22 protein-coding genes are annotated in these 23,049 nt (G+C 54.2%); 10 read left to right on the top strand and 12 right to left on the bottom strand.

The features are described 5' to 3' along the window. Nucleotides 1–68 precede the first annotated feature (68 nt). The 3 genes from I6L74_RS18855 to I6L74_RS18865 all read right to left on the bottom strand — a co-directional run bounded on the left by I6L74_RS18855 (nucleotide 69) and on the right by I6L74_RS18865 (nucleotide 2,180). The gene (locus I6L74_RS18855) at nucleotides 69–1,376 is read right to left on the bottom strand and encodes a type II toxin-antitoxin system HipA family toxin (RefSeq protein ID WP_059178935.1); all 1,308 of its coding nucleotides are present in this window, start codon (nucleotides 1,374–1,376) and stop codon (nucleotides 69–71) included. Then, nucleotides 1,377–1,628 carry a helix-turn-helix domain-containing protein gene (locus tag I6L74_RS18860; RefSeq protein ID WP_012017425.1) on the bottom strand — a complete coding sequence of 84 codons (252 nt, stop codon included), beginning with the start codon at nucleotides 1,626–1,628 and terminating at the stop codon, nucleotides 1,377–1,379. Nucleotides 1,629–1,715: 87 nt separating this feature from the next. Further along, nucleotides 1,716–2,180, bottom strand: a complete 465-nt coding sequence (locus I6L74_RS18865) for a winged helix-turn-helix transcriptional regulator (protein WP_059178936.1) — start codon at nucleotides 2,178–2,180, stop codon at nucleotides 1,716–1,718. A 93-nt stretch (nucleotides 2,181–2,273) separates the two neighbouring features. Between I6L74_RS18865 and I6L74_RS18870 the strand changes: the two genes are divergently transcribed. Beyond that, nucleotides 2,274–3,482, top strand: coding sequence for an MFS transporter (locus I6L74_RS18870; protein WP_059178937.1), 1,209 nt, complete (start codon nucleotides 2,274–2,276; stop codon nucleotides 3,480–3,482). Here I6L74_RS18870 and I6L74_RS18875 read toward each other — a convergent pair. Further along, nucleotides 3,415–4,932 carry an alpha/beta hydrolase gene (locus I6L74_RS18875; RefSeq protein ID WP_059178938.1) on the bottom strand — a complete coding sequence of 506 codons (1,518 nt, stop codon included), beginning with the start codon at nucleotides 4,930–4,932 and terminating at the stop codon, nucleotides 3,415–3,417. The genes I6L74_RS18870 and I6L74_RS18875 overlap by 68 nt on opposite strands. Before the next feature lie 151 nt (nucleotides 4,933–5,083). On the opposite strand from I6L74_RS18875, the gene I6L74_RS18880 reads away from it, so the two are divergent. Further along, the gene (locus I6L74_RS18880; protein WP_059178939.1) at nucleotides 5,084–6,046 is read left to right on the top strand and encodes a mannuronate-specific alginate lyase; all 963 of its coding nucleotides are present in this window, start codon (nucleotides 5,084–5,086) and stop codon (nucleotides 6,044–6,046) included. Here I6L74_RS18880 and I6L74_RS18885 read toward each other — a convergent pair. Beyond that, a complete protein-coding gene (locus tag I6L74_RS18885) occupies nucleotides 6,043–6,792 on the bottom strand; it encodes an SDR family NAD(P)-dependent oxidoreductase (RefSeq protein ID WP_059178940.1) in 750 nt (249 codons plus the stop codon). The genes I6L74_RS18880 and I6L74_RS18885 overlap by 4 nt on opposite strands. Before the next feature lie 144 nt (nucleotides 6,793–6,936). Here I6L74_RS18885 and I6L74_RS18890 point away from each other — a divergent pair, with 144 nt between their 5' ends. Further along, on the top strand, nucleotides 6,937–7,842 hold the full coding sequence (locus I6L74_RS18890) for a LysR family transcriptional regulator (RefSeq protein WP_059178941.1): 906 nt from the start codon (nucleotides 6,937–6,939) through the stop codon (nucleotides 7,840–7,842). A gap of 60 nt (nucleotides 7,843–7,902) precedes the next feature. Here the strand turns inward: I6L74_RS18890 and I6L74_RS18895 are convergent, their stop codons facing one another. Further along, nucleotides 7,903–8,331 (bottom strand): OsmC family protein, encoded by a 429-nt coding sequence (locus I6L74_RS18895; protein ID WP_059178942.1) that lies wholly within the window; start codon nucleotides 8,329–8,331, stop codon nucleotides 7,903–7,905. A 75-nt stretch (nucleotides 8,332–8,406) separates the two neighbouring features. Continuing rightward, a complete protein-coding gene (locus tag I6L74_RS18900) occupies nucleotides 8,407–9,300 on the bottom strand; it encodes a LysR family transcriptional regulator (RefSeq protein WP_059178943.1) in 894 nt (297 codons plus the stop codon). Between the two features lie 112 nt (nucleotides 9,301–9,412). Between I6L74_RS18900 and I6L74_RS18905 the strand changes: the two genes are divergently transcribed. From I6L74_RS18905 to I6L74_RS18930, 6 genes are all read left to right on the top strand, one after another. Next, nucleotides 9,413–10,264, top strand: coding sequence for a Vmh family MBL fold metallo-hydrolase (locus I6L74_RS18905; RefSeq protein ID WP_059178944.1), 852 nt, complete (start codon nucleotides 9,413–9,415; stop codon nucleotides 10,262–10,264). 50 nt (nucleotides 10,265–10,314) lie between these two features. Beyond that, a complete protein-coding gene (locus tag I6L74_RS18910) occupies nucleotides 10,315–10,836 on the top strand; it encodes a VOC family protein (RefSeq protein ID WP_059178945.1) in 522 nt (173 codons plus the stop codon). A gap of 144 nt (nucleotides 10,837–10,980) precedes the next feature. Continuing rightward, nucleotides 10,981–11,199 (top strand): biofilm-dependent modulation protein, encoded by a 219-nt coding sequence (bdm, locus tag I6L74_RS18915; protein ID WP_059178946.1) that lies wholly within the window; start codon nucleotides 10,981–10,983, stop codon nucleotides 11,197–11,199. Between the two features lie 72 nt (nucleotides 11,200–11,271). Then, nucleotides 11,272–11,409, top strand: a complete 138-nt coding sequence (sra, locus tag I6L74_RS18920; protein WP_059178947.1) for a stationary-phase-induced ribosome-associated protein — start codon at nucleotides 11,272–11,274, stop codon at nucleotides 11,407–11,409. 177 nt (nucleotides 11,410–11,586) lie between these two features. Next, nucleotides 11,587–13,284: an NAD-dependent malic enzyme gene (locus I6L74_RS18925; protein ID WP_059178948.1), complete on the top strand. Its 1,698-nt coding sequence runs from the start codon at nucleotides 11,587–11,589 to the stop codon at nucleotides 13,282–13,284. A gap of 341 nt (nucleotides 13,285–13,625) precedes the next feature. Further along, nucleotides 13,626–15,335 (top strand): ABC-F family ATP-binding cassette domain-containing protein, encoded by a 1,710-nt coding sequence (locus I6L74_RS18930; RefSeq protein ID WP_059178949.1) that lies wholly within the window; start codon nucleotides 13,626–13,628, stop codon nucleotides 15,333–15,335. 34 nt (nucleotides 15,336–15,369) lie between these two features. On the opposite strand, the gene I6L74_RS18935 is transcribed toward I6L74_RS18930, so the two are convergent. Beyond that, nucleotides 15,370–15,969 carry an inorganic diphosphatase gene (locus I6L74_RS18935; protein ID WP_059178950.1) on the bottom strand — a complete coding sequence of 200 codons (600 nt, stop codon included), beginning with the start codon at nucleotides 15,967–15,969 and terminating at the stop codon, nucleotides 15,370–15,372. A 117-nt stretch (nucleotides 15,970–16,086) separates the two neighbouring features. Continuing rightward, nucleotides 16,087–17,262 (bottom strand): MFS transporter AraJ, encoded by a 1,176-nt coding sequence (gene araJ / locus I6L74_RS18940; protein ID WP_059179136.1) that lies wholly within the window; start codon nucleotides 17,260–17,262, stop codon nucleotides 16,087–16,089. Nucleotides 17,263–17,464: 202 nt separating this feature from the next. On the opposite strand from araJ, the gene ppk2 reads away from it, so the two are divergent. After that, on the top strand, nucleotides 17,465–18,286 hold the full coding sequence (ppk2, locus tag I6L74_RS18945; protein WP_059178951.1) for a polyphosphate kinase 2: 822 nt from the start codon (nucleotides 17,465–17,467) through the stop codon (nucleotides 18,284–18,286). A 94-nt stretch (nucleotides 18,287–18,380) separates the two neighbouring features. Here ppk2 and fdnI read toward each other — a convergent pair whose 3' ends face one another. The 3 genes from fdnI to fdnG are packed head-to-tail and all read right to left on the bottom strand — an operon-like array spanning nucleotide 18,381 to nucleotide 22,973. Next, on the bottom strand, nucleotides 18,381–19,037 hold the full coding sequence (gene fdnI / locus I6L74_RS18950) for a formate dehydrogenase-N subunit gamma (protein WP_059178952.1): 657 nt from the start codon (nucleotides 19,035–19,037) through the stop codon (nucleotides 18,381–18,383). After that, nucleotides 19,030–19,914: a formate dehydrogenase subunit beta gene (gene fdxH, locus I6L74_RS18955; protein WP_059178953.1), complete on the bottom strand. Its 885-nt coding sequence runs from the start codon at nucleotides 19,912–19,914 to the stop codon at nucleotides 19,030–19,032. The genes fdnI and fdxH overlap by 8 nt, the downstream gene beginning before the upstream one ends. Nucleotides 19,915–19,925: 11 nt before the next feature. Next, a complete protein-coding gene (fdnG, locus tag I6L74_RS18960; RefSeq protein WP_096759525.1) occupies nucleotides 19,926–22,973 on the bottom strand; it encodes a formate dehydrogenase-N subunit alpha in 3,048 nt (1,015 codons plus the stop codon). Between the last annotated feature and the right edge of the window lie 76 nt (nucleotides 22,974–23,049).

Genomic DNA, 23,049 nt, shown 5'->3' on the forward strand with positions numbered 1-23,049 from the left:
ATATTACCGGAATGTGACTTTTTCAGATTTCCCGTGGTTATATAAGTTACGAAAATGTATACAGTATCTTATTCTAAACGTATTAGCCTTTCAGCTTGCTTCGCCATCCCGTTAAAAATCGCTTCGCTGATATGTGTCGGGAAATCAATCGGTAACGACTGACGTACCCGCTCGATAATCTCATTTGTCGCATTTCCCATTTCGATCATCATCTTTTTTGCGCGTATAGCTGAAAAACCAACGCGTTCAGCCGTAGCCGGGAAATGGCGTGGTTGAATCTGAGCCCAGTGGTATTGCCGGTTTTTGCCCTGCAACGCCATGGCCATTTTCGCTTTTTGTGCGGAAATTCCTTTTGGCCCGAAGACCGGATAGGCTGACAAAATATCGTATAGCGGCGTCATAACGTACGCCGAATCGGGTTCGATAAACACACTGTAATTTTTTGCGTGGCCATCGATCGCGCCTGTCAGCCAGTAAAATATCTGAGTGCGGAAAAACGTTTCGCGATCCTGGTTTGAGCGGCGCGATCCCAACAGCAAGGTCATGATTTCGGCGATGCCGGGGCCGCCGTGAGATTCATATTTCAGCGCCGGTGAATACCCGAGAGCCTGACACATATCTTCTTGCGGGAGTCGCATCAGCCACTTTCCGTCTCGTGACCATTTACGATCAAAACGCTCAACAATCAGCACTTTTTTGTCGGCATAGGTTGCTAACGTTGCCTCGGCGACCGAAAAACCGAATTCACGGGCAAGGCGCAGACACAGCCATTCGTTCTCGCAGCTTTCACTCAGATCGATATTGTTCTGCTCAATTTTACCGATGGGCAGTTTGAAAATATGGCTGGTGGGCGTGCTGCCGTTGGGGCGTTGCCAGCGGTTCTGATGCCAGAGCAGTGCCGTTTTTTCCTGCGCACCTGCAATGGAAATCCTGAAATCCTGGTCGTCATTCATCCCCAATGGCGCATTACGATACCCTTCCAGCAGTGCCGCAATCTCGTTATCGGAAAGCGGCGTGGCCTGCATGTGCGTCACAGGGGGTATTTCACTGTTTTCCGGGTAGAGCTGGATTGCCCCAACACAGTCGCGGCCAACGCTTGCCAGCAAATCGAAGGGATGATCCGTGGGGATTTTAAAGCGCGTTTGCATACGCGAGATAATCGCCTGCGAGTCAGGCAGCAAATTACTAAAGAAGTTATACACCACCTCGCCTTCCTGACGACGCGGCGTTAACGGTAGCGACTGTGAAATCACGCGCGCGCCCGGCGTGTCGAGCCATGTCTGCGCATATTGCCAGGACATTGCCCCTTTTCCATTACGATACAGCGTGCCGACAACCGTACCGTTCATCGCAACGGTCAGCTTACTGGTTTTCATTTACCACTCCTGCGTCCAGCCGCTGTCCTTTTCTGACGCCTGGCCCCGGGGCACAACGTGCAGTTCTAAATCCAGTGCTGAAAGCAGACGAAATAGCGTTTCCAGCTTGCTGGTATCCGGATTTTGTTCAAAGCCTGATACCGTGGTTTGCTTCATCCCCACGCGTTCGGCGGCTTCTGCTTGAGTCAGTTCCAGCGCTTTGCGCTGATCTCGCATGGCATTGGCCAGCATGGTTGATGTGGTAATTTTCATTCACGCCCCCTTTTTATCCCCGATCGCGGGTAAAACAAAAATATCCCCTTGCGGGGATAAAAGCAAATTATACCCGCAAGGGGATATTTACGATTTATCCTCGCCAGAGGATATCCCGCTGACGCGGTGAATCTGGTCGGGCGTCAGTACGTTGCCATTACGATCCGTGACGCGCAGTTTGGCGAGAGGTTGATGCGACGCGTCCACCAGGCGCGATACCGATTCGCCTTCCTGGAACAGATGTTCTTCCCCCCACTGGCGCAGGGTGACAATCAGGGGAAGCAACGATTTACCCTTCTCAGTCAGGTGATAGGCCTTATATGCCCCGCCTTCATTTGCCGGAGCCTGCGAGAATATGCCCGCCTCAAGCAGGATTTTTAAGCGCGCCGCCAGAACATTTTTCGCAACGCCGGTGCTTTTTTGGAAATCACTAAACCGGCTCATGCCATCGAAAGCATCGCGAATAATCATCAGCATCCAGCGATCGCCCAGTAAATCGACAGTGCGCGCCACCGGACAGGTTGTGGTGACAAACGTTTTGTCATGCGTCATAGCAAATACTCATAAAATCTAGTTGCAAATAAAAACCAGAATGGATAATGATCGACTGGTTTTTATTTAAAACCAGTTTTAAGGATAATGCAAATGACCTGTACGGCTTACCCTGATGCGACAGCACCGCTATCGTCTCGCCTGATTTTACTCTTTGCGACACTCTGCGCCTTTGCAGTGGCGAACGTTTACATGACACAGCCGCTGCTGGACCAAATCGCCCTCTCGCTCGGCGAGAATGAATCCCGAATGGGCATGATCATCACCGCGACACAATCGGGTTACGCGCTGGGGCTGATGCTGCTGGTTCCCCTTGGCGACCTGATTAACCGCAAACGGCTGGTCACGCTCATGCTACTGGCAAGTAGCGGGTTGTTACTCGCCGCTTCCGTGGCGCCTTCTCTTTACTGGTTAAGCGGCATGCTCTGTCTGGTGGGCGCGATGGCGGTGGTCGTGCAAATCATCGTGGCGTTCGCAGCCAGTCTGTCGGCCCCGGAAAAGCGCGGCCAGGTTACAGGCATTGTCACCAGCGGTGTAGTGATTGGCATTCTGCTCGCGCGACTGGTCTCGGGCTTTCTGGCGCAGTGGGCGGGCTGGAGAGTCGCGATTATGGTTTCGGCCGGTGCGATGTTCCTGATGGCGTTGCTGTTCATCCGTACTGCGCCGAATGAACCTAAAAGAGAGATTTCACCCTCGTACAGGCAACTGATGCTGTCGGTGTTTTCTCTGTGGCGAGAAATCCCTGCGCTGCGGTCTCGCGGCATTCTGGCATTGTTGATATTTATGAATTTTAGCGTGCTATGGACATCCCTGGTTTTCCCGCTCAGCCATGCGCCGTTTAGTCTGACCACTGCACAAATTGGCCTGTTCGGTCTGGCTGGCATTGCTGGGGCACTGGCGGCAAGACAAGCCGGAACGCTGGCCGATCGTGGCCACGGACAACGCGTCACCGGGTTCGCGCTGATGTTGCTGTTGCTCTCCTGGCTTGTGATGGCATGGGGCGGATCATCGCTGTTCGCGCTGACGGCAGGCATCATTCTGCTGGATTTTGCGGTACAGGCGGTTCACGTCACCAGCCAGAGCATGATTTTTGCAACAAGACCGCACGCCACCAGCAGACTGGTGGCCGCCTATATGTTCTTCTACTCTGTCGGCAGCGCCCTCGGTGCCCTGCTCGCCACCCGCGTCTGGAGCCTGTTCGGCTGGACGGGCGTGTGTCTTCTTGGCGCGACGATTAGCGCGCTGGCGCTGCTTTACTGGCTGCTGATTGACAGGATTCGGCACAGCCAGAGAGCTGATTAATCCGCTCCACCATATAGTTATAAAACGGGTTCGAGGTAACACGCATCAGCGAGTCCATTCCGACGACCAGCGTCGAGGTTTCTCCGCGCAGGGAGACGTTGCCCAGATTGATCCCGTAACGCTGCGGATCGGTGGGCTGACTGCCGTAGAGATCGTCGTCAGGCGGGAACGGAATCGCGACATGCGAAAGCGAATAGAGATCGCGCGGATAAGACATCGCCAGCGGCTGGACGTTTTCATCCCGTTCACCCGCCCGCGTCGTTCTGGCGACAATCGCTAAACTCTGGGCCGAGGCGTTAGTCACCACCGTGGTCGTGAAGCGGCGCGGCGCGAGGGGTAACAACGATTCCGCGGCCACATACGCACCCGGCCGGAACAGCGGCCGCAGCGTTGCGGCCTGGTTTATATCGAAAAGAACCAGCGCGCTACCGTTTGCCGGTAACAGGTTAAACAGAGAATCCACTACGCCGCGGGTACTGACGGTTGAATCCATAACAGACTGGAAAGCCAGAACCGGCGCTAGGGCTGCAAGCTTTCCACTTTTCGCATCATTACTGAGCTGTTTCTGTAATGCCTGCGTCAACAGCCAGGACTGACGCGCCGCGTTAACCGGAAACGAATTGTATTTAAAAGGATTATATTCCGGCAGTACGCTAAGCCAGGCCGCTTTGGCGAACGGCGGTAACAACGCCGGTAATCCTGCCAGGCCGGCGAAACGGGCAAACGCATTCACGCGGATCATCGGCGACAGCAGAATCAGCTGCTGCGGTTGGCGCAGCTGCGGATCGTCGAGCGCATCGAGGGCGTATTTCATCGCCAGCGCACCGCCGTTGGAATATCCCACCAGATGCAAAGGCACATCCTTGCCTGCCAGACGGGTTGCTTCACGCACGGCCAGACGAGTGACCGCCATCCAGTCTTGCCAGTCCACGTCGGTGAGTGCACCCGGCGCGGTGCCGTGACCTGGCAGACGCGGCGCGATCGCGATAAAACCCTGCTGTTGATAGTCACTGGCAAGGCTTTTCACGCTGTAAGGCGAGTCCGTCAGACCGTGCAGCAACACCACCACGCCTTTCGGCTTTGCACCCGGCATTAATACAAACGAGCGATTGCCCTCATCAGGAAAACGGCCCGACCATACCGGGCTATTACGATAGTAACGATTGAGCGGCGTCTTTTCGTTACCCTGTAACGTGTCAGTCACGTCGGTCTGCAAATCATGGAAAATCGCCGTTTCACGCGCCAGATAATCAGTAAAGGTGGCCCGATCAACCTCGCGTGCCGACATCTCATCCGCCGTCCATGTATGCCACGGCTGCAGTGCAGGACCGGTTTGCGACTTATAGATCCTGAAGGCTAAAAGCACAATGACCACAATGCCCAACGCCTTTGCGCCATTTATAAGTACAGCCCACAAACGCGTTCGTATCCACTGCGGCAGGTGAGTCATTGGATGCCCTTTCGTTAATTTTGTCTCTCCCCTCATCTTTCGCGTTGCAGGTGCGCTGGCTGTCCTGCGACGCAAAGTCTTTGGGATACAACGTAAATGTTAACAGAATAGCGGATAGACGAGCGATACACTGCTGACGTAAAGTCACCTGATGCGCCTACTTATCGTTCTACTCTTTATTTCCGGTTCAGCTTGCGCGGCTCAGCTAGTGCCGCCGCCCGGTTTTACCCGGTCACTCCCGCAGACGGCAAAAGGGAAATGCGTCCCTCTGCCCGCGCCGTATACCGATAATCTGGATTTCCGCAGTAAATACGAAGGGTCGGACAGCGCCCGTGCAACGTTAAATCCTGAAGCAGAAAAGGCCTTTCGCCAGCAGACCAAATCCATTACCGATTTCGAGCGGGGCATCTCGGAAATGGTCTGGCGCTATAAACGCGGTGGCGACCCGAAAACCCTCAGCTGCATTCTGGACGGGTACCGCCGCTGGGCTGACGCGAATGCGCTGATGTCTACCACCGCCAATCATACCGGGCGTTCGATGCGCAAATGGGCGCTGGCAACGCTTGCCACGAGCTGGCTGGAGCTGGATATCCCGCAAAAAAACACAGCACCCGAACGCTGGCTGTCGCAACTGGCCGATCGGGTGGTGAAAGACTGGGACGGACTGCCGCTGGAAAAAACCAATAATCACAGCTACTGGGCAGCGTGGTCGGTAATGGCCGCATCAGTGGCGCTGAATCGTCAGGATCTGTTTGACTGGTCGCTCAAAGAGTACCGCATTGCGGCTCATCAGGTTGATGAGAACGGACAGTTGCCCAACGAACAAAAACGCGGTGCGCGTGCGGTGGCGTATCACAATTACGCCCTTCAACCACTGGTGATGATCGCAAGCTTTGCAAAGGCGAATCAGGTGGATGTCACACAGGAAAATCACGGTGCGCTGGCGCGGCTGGCGAGCTATGTTTTGCGAGAAGATAATACCCATCTGGAATGGCTGGAGCCGTATTGTACGTTATCGCACTGTGACGATGCGACGTTAACGCTGCGGGACGCCAGCCGTCCCTTGAAAAACCGCCGTCTGGGGGGAGATTTGACGGCGTTGTATCAGCCTTAAATCTGGGCCATACCGCCGTCGACAAACAGTTCAACGGCATTGATAAAGCTGGCGGCGTCGGAGGCCAGAAACGCAACGGCTTTACCGACTTCCGCCGGCTCACCAATCCGACCCAGCGGAACCTGCGCCGCCAGGGCATCATAAAGACCCTGACGCTGCGCCTCAGGAACCAATCCGCCCAATCCAGGTGTTTTAACCGGACCCGGACTCACCACATTCACCCGAATGCCACGCCCCTGCAAATCCAGCGCCCATGAGCGCGCAAAGTTTCTTACTGCGGCCTTACTGGCGCTATACACGCTAAAATTGGCCGTACCTTTTACCGAAACGGTAGACGCGGTCAGGATGATGGACGACCCGACGCTCAGAAGCGGTAACGCCTTCTGGACGGTGAACAGTACGCCGCGAACGTTAGTCCCGAATATCCTGTCAAAATGCTCTTCGGTGATGGCTCCCAGCGGCAGCATGTCTCCGCCCCCGGCATTTGCAAACAGAATATCCAGACGCCCCGACTCCGCTGCGATCTGCGCGTAGACCTTATCCAGGTCGTCAAGACGAGAGGCATCAGCCCGAATACCCGTTGCCGACGCGCCAACTCGCGCGACAGCCTCGTCCAGCTCCTGCTGGCGACGTCCGGTGAGGTAGACTTTGGCCCCTTGTGCCGCCAGTTCCTGGGCGGTGGCAAGACCGATGCCCGTGCTTCCGCCCGTGACCAGTGCAATTTTATCTGAAAGTGGTTGATTCATTTTAATCTCCTCGACGCTGTTTCGAATGGGCTGTCAGTCAGCCGGTGAACACACTGTAGTCGGAGAAGAATTAATGAAAAATTGGCAAAAATAGAAAATACTCTTTCCACAGGTGAATAATCAGCTCTCACGGAGAAAGACATCGTGGATCAATTAATGGCTATGCGCGCGTTTACGCGGGTGGTGGAAACCGGCAATTTTACGCGGGCTGCGGACTCGCTGAACCTGCCAAATGCCACGTTAAGCAAGCTGGTGAAATCTCTCGAAGCCCATCTGGGCGTGCGTCTTCTACATCGCACCACCCGCCGCGTCGTTGCCACTCCTGAGGGACAGGACTATTACGAAAAAGCCTCGCGAGTGCTCATTGATATCGAGGAGATCGACACCGCGTTTAGCGCGTCCCAGCGCAGGCCGAAAGGCTATCTGCGCATTGATATCGGCGGGTCTACCGCGCGCGAAGTGCTGATCCCGGCGTTACCGGATTTTTTACAGCGCTATCCGGAAATCAAAATCGATTTAGGCGTGTCCGATCGGCCGGTGGATCTGATTAGCGGTAACGTGGATTGTGTGATCCGTGGTGGTCCACTCGATGACTCATCGCTGATTGCGCGTCATATCGGTGATGCGACGATGGTAACCTGCGCGACACCGGGATATCTGAAGGCCGCGGGTGTGCCTGCCTATCCGGATGAATTACGAAACGGGCACAAGCTGGTGAGTTATTTATCGCCACTAACGGGCAGAGCATTCCCCTTTCGCTTTATCATTGAGGGTGAAATGCGGGAATTGAAAATGCAGCATCATATTGGTGTGAACGAAAGCAATGCGCATTTGGCGGCGGCCGTGGCCGGGATGGGGATTATTCAGACCTTTTGCTATGCGGCAAAAGAGGCGCTGAAAGACGGTACGTTGGTTGAGATCCTGCAGGCATGGCGGCCCGCGAGCTACCCTTTTCATGTCGTTTATCCGCAGAACCGGCACATGACGCATCGGCTACGGGTTTTTATCGACTGGCTTGCCGAGATATTCCCTTCGGCACTGCGCGGTTAGCGCCTCTGAATTAACGCGGCAGAAATGAGCCGGGCTGTCGCCCGGCTTCTTGCATGGTGCTTAGTTCAGTTTGTAATCCAGCGTGATTTCCGCTTTCAGTACCTGAGAAACCGGGCATCCCGCCTTGGCTTTCTGGATAATGCCGTCAAACTGTTTCGGATCAATGCCTGGAACCGTCACTTTGCTTTGCAACGCAATTTTGCTGATGGCAAATCCGCTGTCGGTTTTGTCGAGGGAAACATCCGCTGTGGTATCGATGGAATCTGCGGTATACCCTGATTCACCGAGCATCAGCGAAAGCGCCATCGAGAAACAGGCCGCGTGTGCCGCGCCAATCAACTCTTCCGGGTTCGTCCCTTTTTCACCCTCAAAACGGGTATTAAAGCCGTAGGGCTGCTGATTCAAAACGCCGCTTTCCGTTGAAACCGTACCTTTGCCGCGCTTAATGTCGCCAGACCAGTGTGCTGAACCGTGCTTATGAATCGTCATTGATGCTCTCCTTTTGGCTTACAAAGGGTTAAGTATAGGACATTGATTCCGTTCCGAGAGGAAGCCAGACGAGTCTTAGGCCGGAGCGCATATTTGCAGCAGACAATCGGACAGCGCATCGAGAAAAGCGCGTAACGCGGCGGGCTGATAATCCCGCGACAGATAGATACCATAAATCGCAATCGGTTTTGGCGTAAACGCCGGTAACACCGGCACAAGCGCCCCGCTCTTCAGCGCCGCTTGCGCCTCCAGTTCGGGCAGCATAGCGATACCGCAATGGTTGATCGCCGCTTCCATCAGCAATGACGAGATACTGGCGCTCAAATTTCCGCTGACGGCGGCAGTCATCACGTCCCCTTCAGCGCTAACAAGGCTCCAGGATTGCCCGGCAAAAAAACTGTAATGAAGACAGTTATGCTCCGCCAGGTCGTCAATCGACTGTGGATGCCCCTTCTGCGCAAGATAGTCTGGAGAAGCGCAAAGCACGGACCGGCACTCTCCAAGACGACGTGCAATCATGCCTGGCTCCGGATTATCAGTAATGCGGATCGCCACATCAATGCGTTCGCCCACCAGACTTACCGGATGGTTATTAACATCCATCTCCACGCGCAGCTGCGGATAGCGAGAGAGGAAATCCGGCAGCATCGGTGCGACGATTTGCATCGCCGTAAAATGCGCGCAGGCCACGCGTAGCGTACCGGCGGGGACATCCTTAGCCGATTGATCTTCGATGTCCTGCGCCAGTTGAATGATATTGCGCACTTTCAGCAATACCTTTTCACCGGCAGGTGTAAGCGTCAGCTTGCGCGTCGAGCGGTGAACGAGCCGCGTGCCCGCCCACTTTTCCATCTGCTCCAGATAACGGCTCACCATAGGCCGCGAAATACCCAGTGCGCGCGCAGCGGCACTCAGACTCCCGAGCTCACAAATTCGGTTATAGACCTGGGCGGCGATTACGCGATCCATTTTAATGACTCCATCTGCTCGATTTATGAAACTAAGCATGTCTTGTTTCAGGAATTCTGGCAAATGAAGATATCCGTACAATAGAGACTTCTGACCCTATTGAGACAACATCATGAAACTGAACCGCCTTGCCCTGCTCTGCACCCTGTTTACACCTGCCGTGTTTGCCGCGCCGTTGACGCTGGACACGTACAATCCGCAGGAGAAAGGTATTTTTGCTGTCTCCTCTACGCTGGTATCCGGGCCAAAAGAAGCGGTGCTGTTTGACGCCCAATTCAGCGTGAAAGATGGTGAAGCGCTGGTCGAGAAAATTCGTCGCAGCGGCAAAACGCTCAGCAAAATCGTGATCACGTCAGGCGATCCCGATTTCTACTTCGGCCTGCAGCCGCTGGTGAAAGCATTCCCGAATGCAAAAGTGGTCGCCACGCAAAAAGTGGTCGATCACATCAAGGAAACCAAAGATGCCAAGCTGGCCTTCTGGGGACCGCAAATGAAAGACGGCGCGCCGTCTGAGCTCATTGTTCCGCAGGTGATCGCGTCCACGACGTTTATGGTTGACGGCGAGAAGATTGATATCGAACAGCCGGACAGCTACGCCGCCTATGTGTGGATCCCTTCTGCTAAAGCGATTCTCGGCGGCACCGGCGTGTCCTGGGGCATTCACGTCTGGACGGCGGATACTCAAAGCAAAGCGAGCCGCCAGCAGTGGCAAGATACGCTTACCGAAATGGCCGCGCGTAAACCAACGCGTGTGATCCCGGGTCATTACCTCGGAACGCCGCCTGCGGGGTCAGAAGCCATCCATTTTACCCACACTTATCTGCAGCAATTTGAGCAAGCGTTAACGGCGCATAAGGATTCTGCAGCCGTGATTGCCACCATGAAAAAACAGTGGCCAACGCTTGCAGAAGACAGCTCACTGGAACTGAGCGCGAAGGTGAATACCGGCGAAATGAAGTGGTAACACGATAATATTCTCCTGCTATAGTGACTTTTTTATAGCAGGAGAAAAATATGCCATCTACCGTCAGAGGAATTGATCATATCGGTATTACGGTTCCGGATATTGAGCAGGCCACGCTATTTTTTGAAATAGCGTTGGGTGCTCAGGTTCTTTATCGCTCCGTAGAGCCCGGGGACGATAATATCGATAACGCATCACAAGAGAAAACGCTGCGCTTATTTCCCGGCACGCGAATCCGCGCTATTCGTATGCTGGCGCTGCCCAACGGCCCCGGTATTGAACTGTTCGAAATGCACGGTCCGGAACAGCAGCCAGCCGCGCGTCCGAGTGATTTCGGCCTTCAGCACTTTGCCGTGTATGTTGATGATTTTGCGCAGGCTATCGCCCGATTTACGGCGGCAGGCGGAGAAATGTTTACCGAACCCAAACCGCTGACGTTTCCCGATGAGCGCGGTGAAGGCAATGCGTTTTGCTACGGAAAAACGCCCTGGGGCTGCGTGATAGAATTAATTTCCTGGCCCTCTCCGATGCCCTACGAAAAATATATCCCGTTACGTCGCTGGAAACCGTAATACACGTTAAAAAGGTGTTGATTATGATATTTTTATTTCCAGGATGAATCTGAACCACAGCGGTAAAAATATTTGCCATTCTGAATGTGAATTACGAAGTGCGAGCCGAAGCATTAAACAGATAACGACATGGAGGCAGGCAGCATGTTTACTCATTACTCAGCAAATACGCAATCCGCACAACCGGACCTCGTTCACGCCATTGAACAAGCCCTGCGCGCCGAACACGGCGCGGTCACTGAAGATGACATTTTAATGGAACTGACCCGTTGGGTCGAAGCCGCGGACAATGACATCCTCAGTGATATTTATCAGCAGACCATTAACTACGTCGTGAGTGGTCAGCACGCAACCTTGTCATAACCCAAAGGGTGACATTTCGTTTGCGCAAGCAAGCGTATCCTTCAAAACTCGCAACAGAATTGAGGAGTACACATGAAATCGAACCGTCAGGCACGTCATATTCTGGGACTGAACTACAAGCTCTCCAACAAACGTAAAGTGGTGATCGAGGGCAGCAACGAAACGGTAGTCACCCATGCGTCCGGCAGAAAACGTCACGCAGATAAATAAAATTCCCGTCAGACTGATAACACCATCGGCAAAACCGATGGTGTTTTTGTATGTGCGCAACGAGTAATTAACATTCAGCTCCTTTATACTACTATCCGACCGCAGCCCTCCCAGCAAGCCAGAAAGATGACAACCTACAGTGCCAGGGACGGATATTTAAAAAATCGAGTGAGTGACATGGACAATAAAGCAAAAAAACATCGTTCCCTTTATATTCCCTATGCGGGACCGGTTCTGCTGGAGTTTCCCCTGCTGAACAAAGGGAGCGCGTTTAGCGCCGAAGAGCGCAGCAGCTTCAACCTGCTGGGCTTATTGCCGGAAGTGGTCGAAACCATCGAAGAGCAGGCCGAGCGCGCCTGGATCCAGTATCAGGGTTTCAAAACCGAAATCGATAAGCACATTTACCTGCGAAACATTCAGGATACTAATGAAACCCTCTTCTATCGGCTGGTGCAAAATCATCTCGAAGAGATGATGCCGGTGATCTACACCCCCACCGTCGGTGCGGCGTGCGAGCGTTTCTCCGAGATTTATCGTCGCTCGCGCGGCGTGTTTATCTCTTACGAGAATCGCCATAACATGGATGACATTCTGCAAAACGTGCCAAACCACAACATCAAAGTGATCGTAGTGACGGATGGCGAACGTATTTTGGGTCTCGGCGATCAGGGTATCGGCGGGATGGGTATTCCAATCGGTAAACTCTCTCTGTATACCGCCTGTGGTGGCATCAGCCCGGCGTACACGCTACCGGTCGTACTGGATGTCGGTACGAACAACCAGCAACTGCTGACCGACCCGCTGTATATGGGCTGGCGTCACCCGCGCGTAACGGACGACGAGTATTACCAGTTCGTCGATGATTTCATCCAGGCGGTTAAACATCGCTGGCCGGATGTTCTGTTGCAGTTCGAAGATTTTGCGCAGAAAAACGCGATGCCGCTGCTCAACCGCTATCGCGATGAAATTTGCTCGTTCAACGACGATATTCAGGGTACCGCGGCGGTTACCGCCGGGACGCTGATCGCCGCCAGCCGCGCGGCGGGCAGCCAGCTGAGCTATCAAAAAATTGTCTTCCTCGGTGCGGGTTCTGCGGGATGTGGTATTGCAGAGCAGATCATCGCCCAGACTCAGCGCGAGGGGTTAAGCGAAGAGCTGGCGCGTTCACGCGTCTTTATGGTTGACCGTTTTGGCCTGCTGACGGATGCCATGCCGAACCTGTTGCCGTTCCAGACCAAACTGGTGCAAAAGCGCGAAAACCTGAAAAACTGGGACACCGATAATGAGGTGCTCTCCCTTCTGGACGTCGTGCGTAACGTCAAGCCCGATATCCTGATTGGCGTGTCCGGCCAGACCGGATTATTCACCGAAGAAATCATTCGCGAAATGCACAAGCACTGCGCGCGTCCGATCGTGATGCCGCTGTCTAACCCGACGTCGCGTGTCGAAGCCACGCCGCAGGACATTATCGCCTGGACCGAAGGCAACGCGCTGGTCGCCACCGGCAGCCCGTTTGACCCGGTCATCTGGAAAGACAAACTCTACCCCATCGCTCAGTGCAACAACTCCTACATCTTCCCGGGTATTGGCCTGGGGGTGATTGCCTCCGGCGCGTCGCGCATCACCGATGAGATGCTGATGTCGGCAAGCGAAACGCTGGCGCAGCACTCACCGCTGGTGAAAAATGGTGAAGGACTGGTTCTGCCGGAACTCAAAGATATTCACATCGTGTCGCGAGCCATTGCCTTTGCCGTCGGCAAAATGGCGCAGCAGCAGGGCGTGGCGGTGAAGACCTCTGCCGATGCGTTGCAGCAAGCGATCGACGAAAACTTCTGGATGCCGGAATACCGCAGCTATCGTCGTACCTCGATTTAAACCCGATGCCCAACTGGTCCTCTCTACGCAGGAGAGGGTCAGGCACTGATTCGCAACGTCTTCTTGCCCGACTAGCAAAATCCCGCCGACCCCGTTACACTCCTTTTATCCATTAACTTGATGAATATATAAGGAGGCCAATTATGCTGTACTGTGAAATTTTCAATTTTTCACATACTTTAGGTGATCGCACTAGCTCAAGCGTTATCGACTTCATGTTGCGATAACTTCTGCTTGAGCGAAGACACCCTCTACTGAATCCCTTCTCTCGGGCTTACTGAGTTATCGTCAGCGACGTTTGACGAGGCATTTTCATGCCTGTAACACTTGAGTAAGCAACAATGAGCACATTACTAACTGCACAATCTTTACGTGTTGATACCGCGTTCACGACGCTCTTCGACTCGCTCTCCTTTACCCTGAAAAAAGGCGACCGCATTGGTTTGCTGGGTGATAACGGCTGCGGCAAAAGTACCCTGCTGAAAATTCTCGACGGCACTGATTCTCCGGCTGTCGGCACAGTCGCACTCGCCGGACACTGCCTGATGTCGCGCGTCGAGCAGCATCTGCCGGAGGCAATTTATTCCCTGACGATGATCGATGCCGTGCTGGCGCAACTCCCGGCGATTGAGCGCGATAGCCTGCGCTGGAAGGCAGAAACGCTGCTGGCGACAATGGGTTTCACTGCGCCCGATATGGCGCTGCACTCCGCGACGTTAAGCGGCGGACAACATACGCGTCTGCTGCTGGCTCGCGCGCTAATTAGCGATCCCGATCTGCTGTTATTGGATGAACCGAGCAATCACCTTGATCTCCCCACCATGCTGTGGCTGGAGCAGTTTTTGCAGAACTGGTCCGGTAGCTTCGTGCTGGTTTCCCACGACAGGCAATTGCTTGATGCCGTCACCAACGGAAGCTGGATTTTGCGCGATAAAACGCTGCACGCCTTCGCGCTGCCCTGCACTGCGGCACGTCAGGCGCTGGCGGAACGAGACGAAAGCGACGCCCTGCGGCATAAAGCGGAGCAAAAGGAGATTGATCGTGTTGCGGCGAGCGCAAAACGGCTGGCGACCTGGGGCAAGGTCTACGACAACGAAGATCTGGCCCGCAAAGCCAAACAGATGGAAAAACAGGTCGAGCGCTTAAAGGAGAGTCAGACCGATCTCACCGTGGGCAGCCCGTGGACGCTCACGCTCAGAGGTGATGCGCTGCGCGCGGATCGCTTGCTGGAGATGCAACATCTTGCCGTTCCACCTGCGCCTGGGTTAACGCCTCTGTTTAACGTTGACATTGCCCGGCTAAAAAGCGGCGATCGCATCGCGATTATGGGGCGCAATGGCTGCGGTAAATCTTCGCTGATGAAGCTTATCTGGCGACAATTTACCGCCGGGCAAGACACGGATGAGCTGAAAATCCACCCGCGTGTCACGCTGGGGTATTACGACCAGACGCTGCATCAGCTGCCGGATGACGCGCTGCTGCTGGACGCACTTGAACCGTTCGCGCCCGATCCGCAGGTCCGCAAAATGGCGCTGATTAGCGCAGGTTTTCCGTGGGCGCGACACGAGCAAAAAGTCTCAACGCTCAGCGGTGGCGAACGTTCACGTCTGCTGTTTGTCGGACTCACGCTTGCCCACTACAGCCTGCTGATGCTTGACGAGCCGACCAACCACCTGGATATGGAAGGTAAAGAGGCGCTGGCCGACACGCTGCAACAGTTTGAGGGCGGCGTGCTGCTGGTGAGTCATGACCGGCAGTTAATCCGTCAAAGCTGTAATCGATTCTGGCTGGTCGAGGATGGAAAACTGAGCGAATGGCACGATGCCGACGCGGTCTTTGAACGGCTGCGCGAAAGCAGCGGCCTGAAACCGATCGCCACGTCGCGATCTGTTGAAGAGGATCGCCTGCCGGAATGCGACGATCTGCTTGAACGGCTGGTGACGCTCGAATCGTTGCTGGCGGAGGATTTGGCGCGTAAGCCGAAGCATCAAAAACCTCAGCTTCAGGAACAGTGGCGAAAGGAGATTAAAATTCTGGAAGCCCAGATGTAAATCTGCGCCCGGGGGTTAAACGCCGGGCCATTTTTTATTGCGGTTTTTTCTCTTTCCAGGCATCCCATGCCTGCTTAATTTCCTGCTTCGCGGTAGCGGCATCATTAAAACCGCTCAGCTCCACTTTCTTGCGCCCTTCTGGCAAGTCTTTATAGACGCGGAAAAAAGCTTCCAGGCGCTGCACTTCGATTTTCGGCAGGTCGCTGAGCTCTTTAATGTCGTCGTACGTTGGGTCGATTTTGCTTGCCGGAACGGCGACGATTTTGTCGTCTTTCTCACCGCCATCGACCATTTTCAGCACGCCAATCGCGCGCAGTTTAATGAGCGTCCCCGGCGCCAAAGGCGCACGCGTATAGAAAATAACGTCGAGCGGATCGCCATCCCCCGCCAGAGACTGGGTCAGCGAGCCATAGTTAGCCGGATAGGCCACCGGCATCGACTGGAAACGATCGGCAATAATAAAACCGGTTTTGGCGTCAGTTTCGTATTTGATAATGCCGCCCGCCGGGATCTCGGTAACGGCATAGAATTCTTCGGGATTATTTTCTGGCTGCGGGAATTCCAGAATGTTTTGCGCCTGTACGGAGGCGGAAAGGAGAACGCTGACGGCGATGATTTTTTTAACCAGATGCATTGTCTTTTAACTCTTCGGTTATTGAGAAGACAACACGTTACGTTTAGCAGATGACAGAACCATGACGCCTGCATGACAGAAAATCAGGCGCTCACGTAAGATTCTATTCGGTAATGATCACGCAAGCGCGTTGTCGTTCGCCTGATTCCGTTTTCCTTTTTTATAACCGTACATCAGTAACGAAGACATGGCCGCGAACGACAGAATGGCTGCGGGTAGTGTGACGTAGCTCCAGCTGTAGCCAAGCGTAATCATCATCCCACCGAAATAGGCACCGATGGCGCTGCCGAGGTTAAATGCTACCTGCCCTCCTGCCGCACCCAGCAATTCTCCCCCTTTCGCATTCTGCAGTAACAGAATTTGCAGTGGCGCAGAGAGTGCAAAAAGGCCAGCACAGCAGATAAAGCCCATCAGCAGCGAGGCCGATTTGTGCTCACCAAAGGCAAAGAGCGCCACCAGCGACAGGACGATCACCAGATCGGTGGTAGCGGCAATGCGCAGCGGGCTGTAGCGTCCGGATAATTTGCCGCTCAGCATATTCCCTAACACCATCCCCAGGCCCATCAGCATCATGATGACGGTCATGAAGGCTTCCGAAAAACCGGAAACATTCACCATAAACGGCTTCACAAAGCTAAACCACGCGAACACGCCCGCATTGCCAAACATCGTCGCAGCAAAAATTAACCAGGGTTCCGGCTTTTTCAAAAAGTGGAACTGCTCGATCAGTCTGGAATCCGATTTGTCATACAGCGTGGGAACCCAGAAAATAATCGACAGGATCACCAGCGCATCAAAAGCAGCGATCAGTGAAAAGGTGTAGCGCCAGTTGTATTCGTGCCCAAGCCAGGTGCCTAGCGGAACCCCAACCAGATTTGCGACCGTCATGCCGGCAATCATCCCGGCTACGGCTAAGGTCACTTTGCCCGGCGGTGCAATTTTAGACAGGATGATCGCCCCAACGCCGAAGAATGCACCGTGGGGAAATCCGGATACCAGTCGGCCTATTGCCAGCCAGAGATAGGAGGTGGAAAGCGTAAAGATCACATTTCCGACGACGCACAAAGCAACCAGAAAAAGCAGAATCGTTTTTAGCGAGAACTTGCCAGAAAACAGCGCAATGACAGGCGCACCAATGACAACACCGAACGCGTAATACGAAATCATGCTCCCGGCGGAAGGGATCGTGATGCCGGTGTCGCGAGCCAGCTCAGTTAGCACGCCCATGATACCAAATTCGGCCATTCCCAGACCAAAAGTGCCCAGTGCTAACGAGAAAACGGTTTTTTTCATACCACAGCCATTTGTTAAAATTTTGCAACAGTCATTATTCATTAAACGCGGGATGTGAGCCAGTTCCAATCGGCCTTCTGACCGATCTATCCATTATTTCGGATAGGCTGTGAATATTTTACGCTGACTTGTCAGGCCACGATTACACTTCACAGAGAGACCTCCCGATCCTCCTCACTGAATCCGTAACAGGACGGTAATCATGGCGAATAAGAAAGTGACAAAGGTCATTGCTGAAACCGTTAAACGTGCGCCCCTCAAAACCAAAGATTACGAAAAAGAACTGCGTCGTCTGCATGTGGAACTGGTGAAACTCCAGCAATGGGTTGTGGCTAAGGGCCTTAAAGTATGTATCGTGTTTGAAGGGCGCGACGGCGCAGGAAAAGGAGGAACCATTAAGGCTATTACCGAGCGGGTCAGTCCCCGCGTTTTCCGGGTGATTGCCCTCCCCGCGCCGACCGACAAAGAAAAAAGTCAGCTCTATTTTCAGCGCTACGTGCCGCATCTGCCCTCTGCCGGTGAAATCGTGATTTTTGACCGCAGCTGGTACAACCGCGCAGGCGTTGAACGCGTCATGGGATTTTGCACGCCGGAACAGGTCGAAAAGTTTCTGGATGGCGCGCCGATTATTGAGCGCGCGATGGTGGATGCAGGCATTATCCTGATCAAATATTGGCTCGAAGTGACGCCAAAAGAGCAGGAACGCCGCCTGCGCGATCGTATTGACGATGGGCGCAAGACCTGGAAGCTGTCGCCAATGGACATTAAGTCGTTCAACCGTTGGGATGAATACACCGAAGCGCGCGATGCCATGTTTGCCGCGACCGATACCGCCTGGGCACCGTGGTACGTTGCGCGATCTGAAGATAAAAAACGCGTCCGGCTGAATATTATCTCGCACCTGCTTTCGCAGATCCCTTACAAATCACTGCCCGCTGAGACGGTCAAACTGCCAAAGCGTCGAAAAATTGGCAAGATTAAACCGACCGATTATCCGTTCCGGTATATTTCTGAGCGATTTTAAGCGTGTTTTAATCTCCGTGTAGTTATCCGTCATCGACATAAAAAACCCGCACCGAACGGTTATCCGATGCGGGTTTATCGACACAGAAAAGGGTTTACTTTATCCCTTCCGTACTCTCTTTTTTAGCTTCCAGTCTTTCGACGTCACGATACCAGCGCGGATGGTGTTTTTGCGCCCAGCGGCGGCTGACCTTGCCTTCGATCATGCCTTTAATCGACCCTTTCACCCAGAACGCCATATACATATGAATAAGGATGGCGTGGATCAAAATAATGGCGGACGTCGCATGGATCAGCAGACTGTAGCGAATCACCTGGATCGGGAAGTAGTGCGCAAAATACGGACGCCAGATGATCACCCCCGTCACCAGCAGCACAAAAATCATGCTCATGATGGTCCAGAACATCATCTTTTGACCGGCGTTGTATTTGCCCACTTTCGCGACTTTATGCTCGTTGCCTTTCAGGACTTCGACAATCCCCTTCACCCACGGAATATCCTGCTTATCAGGGATGTTGTGATGCACAAAACGCACGAACATAAACATCAGCACCACGAAGATCAGCACGCCAAAGAACGGATGCAGAATGCGCCCCATCTGCGGCGTGCCGAAGGTTTCGGTGAGCCATTGCAGCGTCGGGAAGAAAAACGAAATTCCCGACACGGCCACCAGGAAGAAACAGATCACCACCGTCCAGTGACAGGCGCGGTCGATAAACTTCGTGCGCACGATCATCTTTGACTTACTCATGACGATCTTCCTCCTCATCATCCACCTCTTTGTTTGGCCCGATACCGATGTAGTGATAAATCAGCCCGGCAAAGGTGGCAACAAAACCGGCCGCGGCCAGCGGTTTCAACGCGCCTTTCCACAGACTAATGGAGGTATCAATTGCGGGCTCTTTCGGCAGATTATGATAAAGCTCCGGCCGATCGTTGTGGTGCAACACGTACATGACGTGCGTTCCACCGACTCCCTGCGGATTGTAAATTCCCGCATTCGCATAGCCGCGTGCTTTCAGCTTATCGACCCGCTCCTGCGCCACATCCAGCATCTCTTTTTTGGTACCAAAATGGATCGCACCGGTTGGACAGGTTTTCACGCAGGCCGGCTCCTGACCCACGCTCACGCGATCCACGCACAGCGTGCATTTGTATACCCGGTTATCGTCTTTGTTCAGCCGCGGAACGTTGAACGGACAACCTGCGATGCAGTAGCCGCAGCCAATGCAGTTATCCTGCTGGAAATCGACGATACCATTGGCGTACTGAATAATGGCCCCCGCCGACGGACACGCTTTCAGGCACCCCGGATCCTCGCAATGCATACAGCCGTCTTTGCGGATCAGCCACTCCAGCTTGCCGTTTTGGTCCGTTTCGCTAAAGCGCATCACCGTCCAGGATTTGGCGCTCAAATCCGCGGGATTATCGTAAACGCCCACGCAGTGCCCAACCTCATCGCGAATGTCATTCCACTCTGAACAGGCCACCTGACAGGCTTTGCAGCCCACACAGGAGGAGACATCGATAAGCTTGGCCACTTCCGCCTTAAAATCCCGCGCACGAGGCGCGGGCGTCATCGGGTTGGTCGCGGAGCGTTTAATAATGTCTTGTGTTTCCATTGCCATTTAATCGCTCCTTACACTTTCTCGATGTTAACCAGAAACGCCTTATATTCCGGCGTTTGCGAGTTGGCATCGCCGACGTTTGGCGTCAGGGTATTGGCGATATAGCCCTTCTGCGCCACCCCTTCAAAGCCCCAATGCAGCGGAATACCCACGGTTTCCACCTGCTGACCGTTAACCTGTAACGTTTGCAGACGGCGCGTTACGACCGCGACCGCGCGAATAAAGCCGCGCTTGCTGCTCACCGTGACGCGATCGCCGTTAGCGATCCCCTTCGCTTTCGCCAGCGTTTCGCTGATTTCCACAAACTGTTCCGGCTGCGCGATCGCGTTAAGCCGCGCGTGTTTGGTCCAGGTGTGGAAATGCTCGGTCAGGCGATACGTGGTCCCGACGTACGGGAACTTATCTTTCTTGCCGAGGCGCAGTGCGTCGTCTTCATACAGGCGAACGACCGGGCTTGAAACCACGTTCGGGTGCAGCGGGTTGGTGCCGAGCGGCGTTTCCATCGGCTCGTAATGTTCCGGGAATGGCCCTTCGGCGAGCTTATCGAGCGCAAACAGCCGCCCAAGCCCTTCCGGCTGCATGATAAACGGCCCGGTTGCGCTGCCTGGCGCGGCAGTGTTGTAGTCAGGAATATCGTTACCTGCCCACTTCGTGCCGTTCCATTCAATCAGCATCCGTTTAGGATCCCACGGCTTACCGTTGATATCCGCCGAGGCACGGTTGTACAGCACGCGACGGTTGAGCGGCCACGCCCACGCCCAACCGAGCGTATTGCCGAGACCCGACGGATCGGCATTATCGCGGTTGGCCATCTGGTTGCCCTGTTCCGTCCAGCTTCCGGCGTAGATCCAACACGACGATGCGGTTGAACCGTCATCGCGCAGCAGCGCAAAGCTGTTCAGCAACTGCCCTTTTTTCGCCAGCAGAACACCGTTGGCGTCATAGAGATCCGCCAGCGCCACGCCGTTGTTCTCTTTCGCCACCTCTTCCGATTCAGGATGATCCGGCTGCTTATAGTTCCAGCTCATCTTCAGCAGCGGTTCGACGCCTTTACCGCCTTCTGTGCGATACATTTCGCGCAGACGGTGGTAAATCCCGGCCAGAATTTCGCCGTCGTTCCGCGCTTCACCCGGCGCATCCTGGCCTTTCCAGTGCCACTGTAACCAGCGCCCGGAGTTGGCAATCGAGCCGTCTTCTTCTGCAAAGCAGGTCGACGGCAGACGGAACACTTCGGTCTGAATCGACGCCGTATCCACATCGTTCATCTCGCCGTGGTTCTGCCAGAAGTTCGACGTTTCAGTGACCAGCGGATCGATAACCACCATGTATTTCAGCTTGCTTAAGCTGCGCACCACTTTGTTTTTGTCCGGGAACGACGCGACGGGGTTAAAGCCCTGGCAGATATAGCCCGTCACGTTGCCTTTATCCATCATGTTGAAATACTTGATGACGTCGTAGGCCTGATCCCATTTTGGTAGCCAGTCAAAGCCCCAGTCGTTCTCTTTCTGCGCTGCATCGCCATAAAACGATTTCATCAGGCTCACGAAGAACTTCGGATAGTTACCCCAGTAATTCACCTGATCGGCAAGCGTCGCTTTCGGCGTATTCGCGGTGAGATAGGTTTGCAGATCGGCGTGCTTATCGGACGGCAGGCTCAGATACCCGGACAGGCTGGTGGACAGCAAACCGAGATCGGTTAACCCCTGAATATTGGAGTGTCCGCGCAGGGCATTTACGCCGCCGCCGGCCATGCCCATATTCCCCAGCAGCAGCTGAATCATCGCCATGGTGCGGATGTTCTGTGCGCCAACCGTATGCTGTGTCCAGCCGAGCGCATACAGGAACGTTGTAGTTCGGTTAGCCGCGCTGGTGGACGCGAGCACTTCACAGATTTTCAGGAAATCGGCTTTCGGCGTACCGCAGATATTTTCCACCACATCTGGCGTATAACGGGAAACGTGCTGTTTCAGCAAGTTCCATACGCAGCGCGGATCGGTCAGGGTTTCATCGCGTTTAGCAAAACCATTTTCGTCGAACTGATAGTTCCAGGACGATTTGTCGTACTGCCGTTTTTCAGCGTCATAGCCGCTGAACAGGCCGTCATCAAAGGCAAAGTCTTCCCGCACCAGCAGATTGGCGTTGGTGTAGTGTTTGACATATTCGGCGTTGATTTTGTTGTTTTCGATCAGATACAGCAGCACGCCAGACAGGAACGTAATGTCCGTACCGGAACGAATAGGCGCATAAATATCGGCTACCGAGGCCGTACGCGTGAAGCGTGGATCGACGACGATCAGCGTCGCATCGTTATTGTTTTTCGCTTCCATCGCCCAGCGGAATCCCACTGGATGGGCTTCGGCAGCGTTACCGCCCATCACCATCACGACGTTTGCGTTTTTGATATCAACCCAGTGGTTGGTCATCGCACCGCGACCAAATGTTGGAGCAAGACTTGCTACCGTTGGTCCGTGTCAGACGCGCGCCTGGTTGTCTACCGCCAGCATGCCGAGTGAACGCACGAATTTTTGCGTCAGCATGCCCGTTTCATTGCTTGCCGCTGAGGCGCACAGCATCCCGGTGGACAGCCAGCGGTTGACGGTTACGCCCTGCGCATTCTTCTCGATAAAGTTGGCGTCACGGTCGGCTTTCATTAATTTCGCGATCCGGGAAAACGCCTCGTTCCAGGAAATACGCTGCCATTTATCGGAACCTGGCGCACGGTATTCCGGATAACGCAGTCGATTATCGCTGTGAACATAATCCAGCAAACCCGCGCCTTTCGGGCACAGCGCCCCACGGCTGACCGGATGATCCGGATCCCCTTCGATATGATAAATCGCTTCTTTGGCGTTCTTCGCGCCATCGCCCAGGCTATACATCAATAGCCCACATCCCACGGAGCAGTATGTGCAGGTGTTACGGATCTCTTTTGCGCGCAGCAATTTATAGTTGCGCGACTGAGCCAGCGCTATTTTGGGAGCAAATCCCAACGCAGCGGCTGTTGTTCCGGCCATACCGCCCGCGCAGATTTTAAAAAACTTTCTGCGGCTGACGTCCATTGCGGTCCTCGTGATAGAAATGAGTCTTCGCGCCGAAAACTATCAGTAATATCCCTGCATTTTTTGCGTCAAATCA

Origin of the sequence: Lelliottia amnigena, from assembly GCF_019047465.1 — a bacterium.
Classification (GTDB): Bacteria; Pseudomonadota; Gammaproteobacteria; order Enterobacterales; family Enterobacteriaceae; genus Enterobacter; species Enterobacter amnigenus.

Coding starts and splice junctions, on each gene's coding strand:
- I6L74_RS18895 (WP_059178942.1), bottom strand. CDS start 8,331: ATGACGATTCATAAGCACGGTTCAGCACACTGGTCTGGCGACATTAAG.
- fdnI (WP_059178952.1), bottom strand. CDS start 19,037: ATGAGTAAGTCAAAGATGATCGTGCGCACGAAGTTTATCGACCGCGCC.
- I6L74_RS18855 (WP_059178935.1), bottom strand. CDS start 1,376: ATGAAAACCAGTAAGCTGACCGTTGCGATGAACGGTACGGTTGTCGGC.
- I6L74_RS18935 (WP_059178950.1), bottom strand. CDS start 15,969: ATGCATCTGGTTAAAAAAATCATCGCCGTCAGCGTTCTCCTTTCCGCC.
- I6L74_RS18910 (WP_059178945.1), top strand. CDS start 10,315: ATGCCATCTACCGTCAGAGGAATTGATCATATCGGTATTACGGTTCCG.
- I6L74_RS18885 (WP_059178940.1), bottom strand. CDS start 6,792: ATGAATCAACCACTTTCAGATAAAATTGCACTGGTCACGGGCGGAAGC.
- I6L74_RS18870 (WP_059178937.1), top strand. CDS start 2,274: ATGACCTGTACGGCTTACCCTGATGCGACAGCACCGCTATCGTCTCGC.
- ppk2 (WP_059178951.1), top strand. CDS start 17,465: ATGGCGAATAAGAAAGTGACAAAGGTCATTGCTGAAACCGTTAAACGT.
- I6L74_RS18875 (WP_059178938.1), bottom strand. CDS start 4,932: ATGACTCACCTGCCGCAGTGGATACGAACGCGTTTGTGGGCTGTACTT.
- araJ (WP_059179136.1), bottom strand. CDS start 17,262: ATGAAAAAAACCGTTTTCTCGTTAGCACTGGGCACTTTTGGTCTGGGA.
- I6L74_RS18925 (WP_059178948.1), top strand. CDS start 11,587: ATGGACAATAAAGCAAAAAAACATCGTTCCCTTTATATTCCCTATGCG.
- I6L74_RS18900 (WP_059178943.1), bottom strand. CDS start 9,300: ATGGATCGCGTAATCGCCGCCCAGGTCTATAACCGAATTTGTGAGCTC.
- I6L74_RS18860 (WP_012017425.1), bottom strand. CDS start 1,628: ATGAAAATTACCACATCAACCATGCTGGCCAATGCCATGCGAGATCAG.
- I6L74_RS18880 (WP_059178939.1), top strand. CDS start 5,084: ATGCGCCTACTTATCGTTCTACTCTTTATTTCCGGTTCAGCTTGCGCG.
- I6L74_RS18905 (WP_059178944.1), top strand. CDS start 9,413: ATGAAACTGAACCGCCTTGCCCTGCTCTGCACCCTGTTTACACCTGCC.
- I6L74_RS18930 (WP_059178949.1), top strand. CDS start 13,626: ATGAGCACATTACTAACTGCACAATCTTTACGTGTTGATACCGCGTTC.
- bdm (WP_059178946.1), top strand. CDS start 10,981: ATGTTTACTCATTACTCAGCAAATACGCAATCCGCACAACCGGACCTC.
- I6L74_RS18865 (WP_059178936.1), bottom strand. CDS start 2,180: ATGACGCATGACAAAACGTTTGTCACCACAACCTGTCCGGTGGCGCGC.
- sra (WP_059178947.1), top strand. CDS start 11,272: ATGAAATCGAACCGTCAGGCACGTCATATTCTGGGACTGAACTACAAG.
- fdxH (WP_059178953.1), bottom strand. CDS start 19,914: ATGGCAATGGAAACACAAGACATTATTAAACGCTCCGCGACCAACCCG.